Source organism: Streptomyces sp. MS191 (assembly GCF_008042125.1).
In the GTDB taxonomy this organism is placed as follows: Bacteria; Actinomycetota; Actinomycetes; order Streptomycetales; family Streptomycetaceae; genus Streptomyces.
Genome location: NZ_RDBI01000058.1, coordinates 61,638 through 75,674, shown reverse-complemented (window position 1 = coordinate 75,674; position 14,037 = coordinate 61,638). Strand labels below are relative to the sequence as shown.

The following is a 14,037-nucleotide window of genomic DNA, read 5'->3' as shown; positions in this document are numbered from 1 at the left end:
GCCCTGCCCCGCGGCCTCGCGCTGCTCGACGCGCCGGACATCGACTCCCTCGTCGTCGAGAACCGGCTGCTCGCCGCCGAGTTGATGCGCACCGGGGCCGTCGGTGACGGGGGCCGAACCCTCGTCACCTGCCGTTCAGCGGGTGACTACTGGCCCATGGCCTTCTTGCGGCGGAGGAAGAACACCGCGCCGCCACCGAGCACCACGAGGACGACGGCGATGCCGGCGATCATCGGGGTGGCGTTGGAGCTACCGGTCTCGGCGAGGTCGCCACCGGTGGTGTTGCCCGTGGTGGAGCCGCCGGCCGTGGCCGGGGAGGGAGACGTCGAGGGGGTCTCGGACGGCAGCGGGCCGGGGGTGGCCGTCTTGCAGTCCAGAACGCCCTTGAAGTTCTTCTCGAAGCCGTTCGGGCCGGTGATCGTGAAGTCGTACGCCTGGTCCTCGGCGACCGGGATCGTCACGGTCTCCGACTTGCCGGCGGCGATCGTGTACTGCTTGCCCTGCAGCTCGAAGGTGAAGTCCTCGTCACCCTCGTTGGAGGCCGTGATGTCCAGGCCGCCCTTGGCGCAGTTCTTCTCGGCCGAGACGGCCGGGATCGGGCCCTTCTTCGCCCAGGTCGCGGAGGCCTTGGCGGAGACGGTGGAGGTGCTGGTGCCGGCCAGGATCAGGGTCTGGCTCTTGACGCGGGTGCTGACGAACGCGCGGCCGATCGGGACCGTGGTGTCGGCCTTCACGTCGATCTCGGCGGCGCCGTCGGCGGTGCCGGCCGGGACGTCGAGGAAGAGCTGGGCGCCGTTGGCGGCCTCGGTGACGACCTTGCCGTCCTTGTCGACGATCTTCACGCCGGCCGCGGCACCCGGGGCGAGGGAGACCGAGGCCTTCTCCGCGTTGGTGTTGACCGTGATCGGGCCGAGGCGCTCACCGGCCTTGCCGGCGACGGAGGAGGGGCTCAGGCTGAGGGACGCCTTCGGCTCCTCCAGGTTCTTCGCCTCCTTCTCCAGGTACTCCGTCAGCTTCTTGGCGTCGTCGTTGACCGGCATGGCCTCGACGTCGTCCGAGAAGTGCCAGATCGCGGCCTGCGTGGCGGCGGCGGCGGTCTTCTCGGTGAGCTTGCCGGCGCCGACCTTACTGGCCAGCGCGGCCAGGTCGTTCACCTGCGGGTAGGAGTTCTGCAGGATCCAGCGGATCTTGCCGGCGTCCTGGTTGTCGTGCAGGGAGGACTGGTCCCAGCCGACCTCCTTGTACTCCTCGCCCGTCTTGGCGCCGGTGTACAGGTCGATGCAGTAGGTCTGGATCGTCCCACCCGGCGTGACCTTCATTTCGAAGAGTCCCGCCGAGATGCCCTTCTCGCGACCCTTGATCTTGACCGTGTCATAGATCTTCAGGTCACCGAGCGTGGCCGTGGCGCCACCGGTGCCCTGCGGGGCCTCGTCGGCCACCGCCGGTCCAGCGACGGCTATCGCACCGGCCGCGACGAGGCCGGTGACGGCGGTCGCAGCGGCAAGGCGGGCAAGGCCGCGCCTCCGAACAGAAAACATGGATTTCCCCTCCGGGCGAGCTGCTCCGCGTCATGGTCGAGACACGTGGGGGGAGCACATCGCCGCAGACTCACAGACCCGATTACTCAAGTGACGCATGAGTATCCGGGAATCCTAGGGATGAGGGAGGCCCGAGTGCCCGTTCGTACGGTCTGATAACCATTCCGACTCATAATCGTTATCAGAGAGGCCTGTTACCCGAAGAACGCAGGTCAACGTATCGACAAATCGCCGACAACTCGGGCTCAGGGGACGGCTTCCAGGGCCTGCGGTTCCCGATCCGGCCGGACCGGCGGGGCGGGCAAGGTGTTCTCCCCTCGTTCCCTCGCCCGCGGTTCGGCCGTCACCGTCCGTCTGAACGCCGCCGTGCCGCGCGTCAGATCGTGACCCGCCGCCACCGCCTCGACGTCCACGAACATGCGGCGCTGCCCCTCCCGCTCCTCCTCACGCACCTTCAACCGGCCGTGCACCACCAGAGGTTCGCCGACGGAGACCGACGCCGCGAGATGGGCGCCGAGAGTCCGCCAGGCGAAGACCGTGTAGAAGCTGGTGTGCCCGTCGGACCAGGTGCCCCGCTCCCGGTCCCAGCGACGCGCCGTGACCGCGAAGCGGAACCTCGCCACCCCGCCCGAAGCGGTGTCCCGGTACTCGACCGCCGTCGCCACGTTCCCGACGAGCGTGACCATCGTGTCGTTCACGACCCCTCCCCCGTGTCCCTGCCCCGGAAGCGTGACGAGGTGTGTCCGGGCGGGGCCGGGCGGCTCCGGGCCGCGGACGGGGGCGGTCACCTGCGCGAAGACCCGAATTCCCGTCGTCCGGGGAGCCGTTCGACCGCAGGAGCGCCCCGAGGGCCGTTCCGCGGGCGGCGCGGCGGGTCCGTCCCGTCGTCGGGAGGTCCGCCGGGGCCGGTCCCGTCCGTCGTCGGGCAGGACCGGCGCCGCGCGTCCTTGTTGCACCCGCGCGCAAGCACTTGCGCGCGGATGTCGGGGTYCGGGCACCGGAACAGCCCCCCGACGGGCTGGATCGCCCCCGGTGTCCGGGGTCTGCCCGGGACGGAACGGACAGCGCAGCGGACGAACGGACAGTACAGCGTACGCATACGAGATCGACGCAACCAGCTTGCGGAACTTGCGATACTCTTGCGCTCATGACGCGACGACTTGCTCAAGTGGCCAAGAAGGTGGGAGTCAGCGAGGCGACGGTCAGCCGTGTCCTCAACGGCAAGCCCGGTGTCTCCGAGGCGACGCGGCAGTCCGTCCTCACGGCTCTGGACGTGCTCGGGTACGAGCGGCCCACGCAGCTGCGCGGAGAGCGCGCGCGCCTCGTCGGCCTCGTCCTGCCGGAGCTGCAGAACCCCATCTTCCCCGCGTTCGCGGAGGTGATCGGCGGCGCGCTGGCACAGCAGGGGCTGACGCCCGTGCTGTGCACGCAGACCAAGGGCGGCGTCTCCGAGGCGGACTACGTGGACCTTCTGCTCCAGCAGCAGGTCTCCGGGGTCGTCTTCGCCGGCGGCCTGTTCGCGCAGGCGGACGCCCCGCACGACCACTACCACCAGCTGGCGGAGCGCAACATCCCGGTGGTGCTGATCAACGCCTCCATCGAGGGCCTCAACTTCCCCTGCGTCTCCTGCGACGACGCGGTCGCCGTCGAGCAGGCCTGGCGTCACCTCGCCTCGCTCGGGCACGAGCGGATCGGGCTCGTCCTCGGCCCGAGCGACCACGTCCCCTCGCGGCGCAAGCTCGAAGCCGCCCGCACCGCGGCGCAGGCGGCGGGCACGAAGCTGCCCGACGAGCACGTGGTGCGCTCGATCTTCTCGCTGGAGGGAGGGCAGGCGGCGGCGAACCGGCTCCTGGAGCGTGGCGTCACCGGCATCGTGTGCGCCAGCGACCCGCTCGCCCTGGGGGCGATCAGGGCCGCCCGCCGGCGCGGGCTGTCGGTACCCTCGCAGGTCTCCGTCGTCGGCTTCGACGACTCGGCCTTCATGAACTGCACCGAGCCGCCGCTGTCCACCGTGCGCCAGCCCATCGAGGCGATGGGCCGGGCCGCGGTCGAGCTGCTGTGTGCCCAGATCCAGGGCACACAGACGGACCCGGGTGAGCTCCTCTTCGAGCCCGAGCTCGTGGTCCGCGGATCGACGGCGCCGCCGCCGCTCGCCTGATCGCCCGCCCCTCTCCTCCGCTCGACCCGCCTTCTCCCACTCCCCGGCTCCGGTGCCGGGAGGCCTCGCCGCCTCCCGGCACCGGAGCCGTTCCGTTGTCCGGAACCAGAGGGTCCGTCAACTGCGGTTTCTGTCACGGCTGTTGACAAAGCGGTGACCTGATAGAAACCTGACACCCCGGCGACGCAAAAACTTAACTATGAAGCTTAATTAGCCTGTAATGCGTCGTCATTCATTGTCAGAGACCTGCTGGGTTCCTGGCGAGCGTCGCTCCTGTCGTCGAGCCGTGGCCCAGAACATGGAGAGGCCCCTATGAGAGGCAAACATCCGAGCTGGCGGCTGGCCGTCGGCGCGCTGATAGGCGCGCTGATCGCCGTCGGGCTGCTGCCGGTGACCGCGTACGCCGCCGCGAGCACCAATCTGGCCCTCGGCAGGACGGTGACGGCCACGGGCGCCCACGGCGCCTATCCGGCCGGCAACGTCACCGACGGCAGCCAGGCGTCCTACTGGGAAGGGCCCGCCGGATCCTTCCCGCAGTGGGTGCAGGTCGACCTCGGTGCGAGCGCCCGCGTCGACCGGGTCGTGCTGAAGCTCCCGACCGGATGGGAGGCCCGGAACCAGACCGTCGGACTGCTCGGCAGCACCGACGGCAGCGCCTTCACCAGCCTGGCGGCCGCGCAGCCCCGGACGTTCGACCCGGCTCAGGCGAACACCGTGTCCCTCGCCCTGTCCTCCGTCACCACCCGGTACGTCCGGGTACAGGTGACCGCCAACTCCGGCTGGAACGCGGCACAGTTGTCCGAGGTCGAGATCTGGGGCGAGAGCGGTCAGGGCCCCGGCGAACCGCCGGTCGAGGGCACCAACCTGGCCCGGAACAAGCCGATCGAGGCGACCTCGACGACCCAGACGTACGTCGCCGCCAACGCCAACGACGACAGCGCCGCCTCCTACTGGGAGTCCGCCGGCTTCCCGGCCGGTCTGACGGTGAAGCTCGGCGCGAACGCCGACGTGCAGGCCGTGGTGGTCAAGCTCAACCCCGACCAGGCCTGGGGCCCGCGCACGCAGTCGATCCAGGTCCTCGGGCGCGAGCAGTCCGCCTCCGGGTTCACCTCCCTCAAGGCACGGGCCGACTACGCGTTCAGCCCCTCCACCGGGCAGAACACCGTCACGATCCCGGTCACCGGCCGGTACGCCGACCTGCGGCTGACCTTCTTCTCCAACACCGGCGCCCCCGGGGCCCAGGTCGCGGAGTTCCAGGTCGTCGGCGCCGCGGCGCCCAACCCCGACCTCACCGTCACCGGTCTGACCTGGGCTCCGTCCTCCCCCTCCGAGACGGACGCCGTGACGGTCGACGCCACGGTGCGCAACGCCGGCTCCGCCGCGGCCGCCGCCACCACCGTCGAGGTCAGCCTGGAAGGCGCCGTCGCCGGCTCCGCCCCGGTCGCCGCCCTCGCCGCGGGTGCCTCGGCGACCGTCCCCGTCACCGTGGGCAAGCGCCCGATGGGTTCGTACACCGTCTCGGCGGTGGTCGACCCCACCGACACCGTCGCCGAACAGGACGACACCAACAACAGCCGGACGGCGGCGGGGAAGCTGGTCGTCGGCCAGAGCCCCGGGCCGGACCTGCGGGTCACCGGCATCACCACGAACCCGGCCAGCCCGGCCGTCGGCTCCGCCGTCACCTTCACCGTGGCGGTCGAGAACCGCGGCACCACCGGTGTCGCGGCGGGCACAACCACCCGGCTGACCGCCGGAACCACCACGCTGAACGGCACCGCGGGCGCGATCGCCGCGGGCCAGACGGTCAACGTCGCGATCTCCGGCAGCTGGACCGCCGCCTCGGGCGGCGCCACGCTCACGGCGACCGCCGACGCCACCGGGACCGTCGCCGAGACCGACGAGACGAACAACGTCTTCTCCCGCTCCCTCGTCGTGGGCCGCGGCGCGGCCGTGCCCTACGCCGAGTACGAGGCGGAGGACGCCCGCTACCAGGGCACCCTGCTCACCTCGGACCAGAAGCGGACCTTCGGGCACACCAACTTCGCCACCGAGTCCTCCGGCCGCAAGTCGGTGCGCCTCGACACCACCGGGCAGTACGTGGAGTTCACCTCCACCACTCCGTCCAACTCCCTCGTGGTGCGCAACTCCGTGCCCGACGCCGCCGCCGGTGGTGGCGCGGACGCCACGATCAGCCTCTACGCCGACGGCGTCTTCGTCCGCAAGCTGACCCTGACGTCCAAGCACAGCTGGCTGTACGGAAGCACGGACGACCCCGAGGGCCTGACCAACCGGCCTGGCGGCGACGCCCGCCGGCTGTTCGACGAGTCGCACGCCCTGCTGGCGCAGTCCTACCCGACGGGCACCAAGTTCCGCCTCCAGCGCGACGCGGACGACAAGGCATCCTTCTACATCGTCGACCTGATCGACCTGGAGCAGGTGGCGGCCCCGGCGGCAAAGCCCGCGAACTGTGTCTCCATCACCGAGTACGGCGCCGTCCCCAACGACGGCCTCGACGACACCGACGCCCTGCAGCGCGCGGTCACGGCCGACCAGAACGGCCAGATCCCGTGCGTGTGGATCCCGGCCGGACAGTGGCGTCAGGAGCAGAAGATCCTGACGGACGATCCGCTCAACCGCGGGCAGTTCAACCAGGTCGGCATCCGGGACGTCACGATCCGCGGCGCGGGCATGTGGCACTCCCAGCTGTACACCCTCACCCCGCCGCACGAGGCCGGCGGCATCAACCACCCGCACGAGGGCAACTTCGGCTTCGACATCGACCACAACACGCAGATCTCCGACATCGCCATCTTCGGCTCGGGCGCGATCCGCGGCGGGGACGGCAACGCCGAGGGCGGCGTGGGCCTCAACGGCCGCTTCGGCAAGGGCACCAAGATCAGCAACGTCTGGATCGAGCACGCCAACGTGGGTGTCTGGGCCGGCCGCGACTACTCCAACATCCCCGAGCTCTGGGGACCGGGCGACGGCCTGGAGTTCAGCGGTATGCGCATCCGCAACACCTACGCGGACGGCATCAACTTCGCCAACGGCACGCGGAACTCGACCGTCTTCAACTCCTCGTTCCGCAACACCGGCGACGACGCGCTGGCCGTGTGGGCCAGCAAGTACGTGAAGGACACCTCGGTGGACGTCGGCCACGACAACCACTTCCGCAACAACACCATCCAGCTGCCGTGGCGCGCCAACGGCATCGCCGTCTACGGCGGGTACGGCAACACGATCGAGAACAACATCATCTCCGACACCATGAACTACCCGGGGATCATGCTGGCGACCGACCACGACCCGCTGCCCTTCTCCGGGCAGACCCTCATCGCCAACAACGCGCTGCACCGCACGGGCGGCGCGTTCTGGAACGAGGACCAGGAGTTCGGCGCCATCACGCTCTTCGCCCAGGGGCAGGGCATCCCGGGCGTCACCATCCGGGACTCCGAGATCCTCGACTCGACCTACGACGGCATCCAGTTCAAGACGGGTGGCGGTGAGATACCGGACGTGAGGATCAGCAACGTCCGGATCGACAGGTCGGTCAACGGTTCCGGCGTCCTCGCGATGAGCGGCGCCCGCGGCAGCGCGACCCTGACGGGCGTGACCATCACCAACTCGGCCGAGGGCGACGTCCTCGTCGAACCCGGTTCGCAGTTCGTGGTGAACCGCACCGGCTGACACTCCCGGCACCGCCGCGGCGGCCCGCTTCCGCGGGCCGCCGTACCGGCGTGTCCGCGTACGGGCTGCCGCGGGCCGGGGAGGCGGGGGAAGTCGCCCCGTCGCAGCCGTAGACGTTCTCACAATCCTCTGGAACTCTCTGAGCGTTCAACGCAAAGAAGCTACAACTCTGCGTCTCTCGTGGACATATCCGACTGAGCCGCGTCTCGCCGCCGTCGTGCGCGAGGCCGAGATCGAGGACAGATGACTATCCGCAACTGGAGATCACGGTGGCTGAGCGCCGCGATCGCGACCGGCCTCCTGGCGCTGGGCGGTCCGCTGATGACCGCCCGGGCGGCGGGCGGCCCCAACATCGCCCTGGGCGACCCGGCGGCGGCCGCCAGCGCCCACGCCGAGTACGGCGCCGCGAACATCACCGACGGCAACCAGGGGTCGTACTGGCAGAGCGCGGGCAGCGGCCTGCCCCAGTGGGTCCAGGCCGACCTCGGCACCCCGACCCGCGTGGACGAGGTCGTCCTGAAGCTGCCCGCCGGATGGGAGAGCCGCAGCCAGACGCTCTCCGTGCAGGGCAGCGCCGACGGCACCAGCTTCGCCACCCTCAAGGGCTCCGCCTCCTACACCTTCACCCCGGGAGCGGCCAACACGGTCACGGTGACGTTCCCCGCCACCCAGACCCGGTTCGTACGGATCGACATCACCGCGAACACGGGCTGGCCGGCCGCCCAGCTCTCCGAGCTGGAGGTGCACGCCGCCGACGGGGTCTCCGTCGACCTGGCGAGCGGACGCACCCTCACCGCGAGCAGCCACACCGAGGTGTACACGGCCGGCAACGCCAACGACGGCAATCGCGCGACCTACTGGGAGAGCGCCAACAACGCCCTGCCGCAGTGGATCCAGGCCGACCTCGGGGCGTCCGTGCGCGTCGACCGGGTCGTCCTGCGACTGCCCGACAGCTGGGGAGCGCGCAGCCAGACCCTCAAGATCCAGGGCAGCACGAACGGCACGGCCTTCACCGACCTGACCGCCGCCCAGGCGTACACCTTCGACGCCGCGAGCGGGCGCTCCGCGACGATCACCTTCGACGCCACCACCACCCGCTACGTCCGCGTCCTCGTCACGGCGAACAGCGTGCAGCCCGCCGCGCAGCTCTCCGAGCTGGAGGTCTACGGCCCCCGGACCGGCGACACCCAGGCGCCCAGCGCGCCGGCCGACCTCGCCTTCACCCAGCCGGCCACCGGCCGGATCCGGCTCACCTGGAACGCCGCCACCGACGACACCGGCGTCACCGGCTACGACATCTACGCCAACGGCACCCTGCTGACCAGTGTCGACGGGAACGTCACCACCTTCACCGACACCCGGCCCGCCGACCAGACCGTGACCTACCTCGTCCGTGCGAAGGACGCCGCCGGGAACCAGTCGGCGAACAGCAACGCCGTCACCCGCACCGGCGACACCGGCGACACCCAGGCGCCCACCGCGCCGGCGGACCTCGCCTTCACCGAGCCCGCGTCGGGCCAGGTCAAACTGGTCTGGAACACCTCCTCGGACAACACCGGCGTCACCGGCTACGACGTGTACGCCAACAACACGCTGCGCGGCAGCGTGGCCGGCAACGTCACCACGTACACCGACACCCAGCCGGCCTCGGCCACCGTGACCTACCACGTACGCGCCAAGGACGCCGCCGGGAACCAGTCGGCCGACAGCAACAAGGTGACCCGCAACGGCACCGGCGGTACCGGTTCGAACCTCGCGGTCGGCAAGGAGATCGCCGCCTCCTCCGTGGTGCACACCTTCGTCGCGGCCAACGCCAACGACAACAGCACGAGCACCTACTGGGAGGGCGCGGGCGGCAGCTACCCGAACACCCTGACCGTCAAGCTGGGCTCGAACGCCGACGTCGACAGGGTCGTCCTCAAGCTCAACCCGGACGCGTCCTGGGCGACCCGCAGCCAGACGGTCGAGGTCCTCGGTCGCGAGCAGAGCGCCTCCGGCTTCGGCGGCCTGGTCGCCTCGAGGAGCTACACCTTCGACCCGGCGAGCGGCAACACCGTGACCATCCCGGTCTCGGCCCGCGTGGCCGACGTCCAGCTCAGGTTCACCGCCAACTCCGGTTCCTCCGCCGGCCAGGTCGCCGAGTTCCAGGTGATCGGGGTCGCGGCGCCCAACCCGGACCTGGAGGTCACCGGCCTGACCGCCTCGCCGGCCGCGCCGGTCGAGTCGGACCCGATCACGGTCAGCGCCACCGTCCGCAACAGCGGCCCGGCCGCCGCCCCGGCCGGCACGGTCGCGCTGCGCCTGGGCGGTACCAAGGTCGCCACCGCGCAGGTCGGCGCCCTGGCCGCCGGCGCGCAGACGACGGTCAGCGCCTCCATCGGCGCGCGCGACGCCGGAAGCTACCAGCTCAGCGCCGTCGCCGACGAGGCGAACGCCATCATCGAGCAGAACGAGTCCAACAACACCTTCACCAGCCCCACCGCCCTGGTGGTCAAGCCGGTGGCCGGCTCCGACCTCGTCGCGGCCGCGGTGACGACCTCGCCGTCCAGCCCGGCCGCCGGTGACACGGTCACTTTCAAGGTGGCGGTGAAGAACCAGGGCACCCAGGCCGCCGCGACGGGCGGCCACGGCGTCACGCTCTCCCTGATCGACTCCAAGGGCGCGACGGTCAAGACGCTGACGGGAGCCCACTCCGGCGCCCTCGCCGCCGGTGCCACCGCCGAGGTGGCCCTCGGCCCGTGGACGGCGGTCAACGGCTCGTACACCGTCAGGACCGTGGTCGCCGACGACGCGAACGAGCCGCCGGTCAAGCGGGAGAACAACACGTCCACCCAGCCCCTCTTCGTCGGCCGCGGCGCCAACATGCCGTACGACATGTACGAGGCGGAGGACGGCACCGCAGGCGGCGGCGCCCAGGTCGTCGGCCCGAACCGGACCGTCGGCGACATCGCGGGTGAGGCGTCCGGCCGCAAGGCCGTCAACCTGGACGCGACGGGCGAGTACGTCGAGTTCACCACCCGCCGTCCGACCAACACCCTGGTCACCCGCTTCTCCATCCCCGACGCGCCCGGCGGCGGCGGCATCGACGCCACGATCGACGTGTACGTCGACGGCGTCCTGAAGAAGGCGATGCCGCTGACGTCCAAGTACGCCTGGCTGTACGGAGCCGAGACCGCCCCCGGCAACTCCCCGGGCGCAGGCGCCCCGCGCCACATCTACGACGAGGCGAACCTGCTCCTCGGCGAGACGGTTCCGGCGGGCTCGAGGATCAGGCTCCAGAAGGACGCCGCGAACACCTCCACGTACGCGATCGACTTCGTGAACCTGGAGCAGGTCGTGCCGGTGGCCAACCCGGACCCCGCCTCGTACACCGTGCCCGCGGGCTTCACCCACCAGGACGTCCAGAACGCGCTCGACAAGGTCCGGATGGACTCCACCGGCACGCTGGTCGGCGTCTACCTGCCGCCGGGCGACTACCAGACGGCGAGCAAGTTCCAGGTGTACGGCAAGGCCGTCAAGGTGGTCGGGGCCGGTCCCTGGTACACGAGGTTCCACGCGCCCTCGACGCAGGACAACACCGACATCGGCTTCCGGGCCGAGGCGGCGGCGAAGGGCTCGCTCTTCAAGGGCTTCGCGTACTTCGGCAACTACACCTCGCGCATCGACGGTCCCGGCAAGGTCTTCGACTTCGCCAACGTGTCGGACATCGTGATCGACGACATCTGGAACGAGCACATGGTGTGCCTGTACTGGGGTGCCAACGCCGACCGGATCACGATCAGGAACTCCCGGATCCGCGACATGTTCGCCGACGGCATCAACATGACCAACGGATCCACCGACAACCTCGTGACCAACAACGACGCGCGGGCCACCGGGGACGACAGCTTCGCCCTGTTCTCGGCGATCGACGCCGGTGGCGCGGACATGAAGAACAACGTCTACGAGAACCTGACCTCGACGCTGACCTGGCGGGCCGCGGGCGTCGCCGTCTACGGCGGGTACGACAACACCTTCCGCAACATCCACATCGCGGACACGCTCGTCTACTCCGGCATCACCATCTCCTCGCTGGACTTCGGCTACCCGATGAACGGCTTCGGCACCACGCCGACGACCTTCGAGAACATCTCGATCGTGCGGGCCGGCGGGCACTTCTGGGGCTCGCAGACCTTCCCGGGCGTCTGGGTCTTCTCCGCCTCCAAGGTCTTCCAGGGGATCCGGGTCAACCACGTCGACATCGTCGAACCGACCTACAGCGGTGTGATGTTCCAGACGAACTACGTCGGCGGGCAGCCGCAGTTCCCGATCAAGGACACCGTGTTCTCGGACATCTCGATCACGGGCGCGCGCCGGAGCGGTGACGCCTACGACGCCAAGTCCGGCTTCGGGCTGTGGGCCAACGAGATGCCCGAGTCCGGGCAGGGCCCCGCCGTCGGGGAGGTGACCTTCAACGGCCTGAGGATGAGCGGCAACGCCGTCGACATCCGCAACACGACGTCCACCTTCAGGATCACCGTGAATCCGTAGCGGGCCTCCGGGTGAGACCGTCCGCGCGCTGCGAGGTCGGTGCCGGTGGCTTGCAGCTGCTTGCACCGGCCTTGCGTGGCTGGATGCGCCCTACGCGGCCTCCGCGCTGCCCTCAGAGGGCGAGGGCCCGCCATCCGGCGGCCACGGCCCGCAGGGTGCCCCACGGCGCTCTGCGGGCCGTGGCCGACGTGCAGGGCCCATGGGCGAGTCGGGAAGGCCCGTGGGGGAGTGCTGAAGCGGGAGCGGGGCCGGCGGGCCCCGCTCCCGCTTCGTCGTGAACGGCAGGTCTCCGGCCCCGACGGCCTCTGTTTCCAGGGGTGTACGGCCCGCTCCGCCCGGGGAACGGCGGGTGCTTCCGTCCGCCCGGTCCGCCCCCGCGTTGTCCGCTTCGTAAGCCGTGATCCGCGCCGTCCTGCTGTCGACTGTCAGGCAATTACGAAATCAGCGCGATATCTTGCGTTCACTTGTTGGGGATGGTTGAGTGTGCGGCGCCCCACAACGCACCGGCGGTGGGGCGACCTCCACGTTCATGCCCGAAGGGGACCACCCATGAGAAGTGCCCGGTTCCGCCGTACGCGCCGCGCCAGCGCGGTCACCCTCGTCTCCGCGCTCACGCTGACCGCTCTCGCCGCCTGCGGCACGAGCAGCAGCGACAACGGCAGTGGCGGTTCCGAGGGTGGCGGGTCGTCCGACCCGGCCGCCCCGCTGGACCCGAAGACCAAGGTGACGCTCACCATCGACTGCATGCCTCCCGCGGCGAAGGCGGCCGAGCTCAAGGAGTGGAAGGAGGACGTCGCCGAGTTCAACAAGACGTACCCGAACGTCACCATCGAGGGCCGTTCCACTCCCGGCCAGTGTCTGGAACCCCCGCGCTTCACCGCGATGCTCAAGGCCAAGTCGCAGCCGGACGTGTTCTACACGTACTTCACCGACCTGCCGCAGGTGCTCGACAACAACGGCGSCGCGGACATCACCGCGTACGTCAACGACAAGAGCGTCCCGCTCCTGAAGGACATCGACCCGAACGTCCTGGGCTCCCTCAAGCAGGACGGCAAGCTCTACGGTCTGCCCACCAGCAACTACACCATGGGCCTGCTCGTCAACCGCAAGCTGTTCCAGCAGGCCGGCCTGAACCCGGACATCCCGCCCCGCACCTGGGACGAGGTCCGCGCCGCCGCCAAGAAGATCGCGGGCCTGGGGAAGGGCATCGCGGGCTTCGGCGAGTACAGCGCCGGCAACACCGGCGGGTGGCACTTCACCGCGCAGATGTACAGCCGCGGCGGCGAGGTCGTGGACGCCAGTGGCAAGAAGGCCGCGTTCAACAACGAGATCGGCAGGGAGGTCGCCGAGAACCTCCACGCCATGCGGTGGGAGGACGACAGCATGGGCAAGACCCAGCTGCTCCAGTGGGGCGACCTCCAGAAGCAGATCGCCACCGACAAGCTCGGCATGTTCCTCGCCGCGCCCGACGACATCGCGTACATGGTGCAGCAACTGGGCGCCAAGTACGAGAACTTCGGCATGGGCCCGATCCCCGGCGAGAAGAGCACGCTGGCCGGCGGCAACAACTACATGATCAAGCAGGGCATATCCGGCGACAAGATCAAGGCCGCGGTCGCCTGGCTGAACTTCAAGAACCTCACCGTCGGCAAGGGGCAGTTCGCCTGGTCCCGCACCAAGCAGGACGGTCTGCCCGTCGGCGTTCCGCAGCCCAACTTCTGGCTGAACGAGTCCAAGACCACGGACGACGCCGCACGTGTCGAGCACGCCACGATGCCGGTCGCGAACTTCAAGTCGTTCATGGACAACCCCGTCCCGGGCAAGGCCGAGCCGCCGAAGGCCCAGGAGGTCTACAAGGTCCTGGACAACGTGATGTCGGGGATCCTCACCAACAAGGACGCCGACATCGCCAAGCTCCTCTCCACCGCCGAGACGCAGGTCAACCAGGTCCTCGCCAACGGGTGACCGGACACCGGGGGAGGGCGGCCGGTCCCGCCGCCCTCCGCCGGTCCGCCGCCCCCACCGAGGGCGGCCCGCACCCAGACCCTCCGCACGACGACGAACGGGACGGCGAAGCCGAAGACCAGTGCGAGCACCGTGAAGAGCAGGGTGTTGCGCCAGGCC

General features: G+C 70.0%; 6 protein-coding genes. 4 read left to right on the top strand and 2 right to left on the bottom strand.

All coding sequences use genetic code 11. The features are described from left to right. Window positions 1-146 precede the first annotated feature (146 nt). Together EAO71_RS26245 and EAO71_RS26240 are read right to left on the bottom strand one after the other, a co-directional pair. On the bottom strand, window positions 147-1,538 hold the full coding sequence (locus tag EAO71_RS26245) for a Cys-Gln thioester bond-forming surface protein (RefSeq protein ID WP_147980292.1): 1,392 nt from the start codon (window positions 1,536-1,538) through the stop codon (window positions 147-149). Window positions 1,539-1,783: 245 nt separating this feature from the next. Then, window positions 1,784-2,236 carry a single-stranded DNA-binding protein gene (locus tag EAO71_RS26240; protein WP_147980291.1) on the bottom strand — a complete coding sequence of 151 codons (453 nt, stop codon included), beginning with the start codon at window positions 2,234-2,236 and terminating at the stop codon, window positions 1,784-1,786. A gap of 449 nt (window positions 2,237-2,685) precedes the next feature. On the opposite strand from EAO71_RS26240, the gene EAO71_RS26235 reads away from it, so the two are divergent. From EAO71_RS26235 to EAO71_RS26220, 4 genes are all read left to right on the top strand, one after another. After that, window positions 2,686-3,696: a LacI family DNA-binding transcriptional regulator gene (locus EAO71_RS26235; protein WP_147980290.1), complete on the top strand. Its 1,011-nt coding sequence runs from the start codon at window positions 2,686-2,688 to the stop codon at window positions 3,694-3,696. A 312-nt stretch (window positions 3,697-4,008) separates the two neighbouring features. Then, window positions 4,009-7,383 (top strand): CARDB domain-containing protein, encoded by a 3,375-nt coding sequence (locus EAO71_RS26230; RefSeq protein ID WP_147980289.1) that lies wholly within the window; start codon window positions 4,009-4,011, stop codon window positions 7,381-7,383. A gap of 243 nt (window positions 7,384-7,626) precedes the next feature. Then, complete coding sequence (locus EAO71_RS26225) at window positions 7,627-11,913, top strand: discoidin domain-containing protein (protein WP_147980288.1); 4,287 nt, start codon at window positions 7,627-7,629, stop codon at window positions 11,911-11,913. A gap of 549 nt (window positions 11,914-12,462) precedes the next feature. Beyond that, the gene (locus EAO71_RS26220; protein WP_147980287.1) at window positions 12,463-13,878 is read left to right on the top strand and encodes an extracellular solute-binding protein; all 1,416 of its coding nucleotides are present in this window, start codon (window positions 12,463-12,465) and stop codon (window positions 13,876-13,878) included. The last annotated feature ends 159 nt before the right edge of the window (window positions 13,879-14,037 follow it).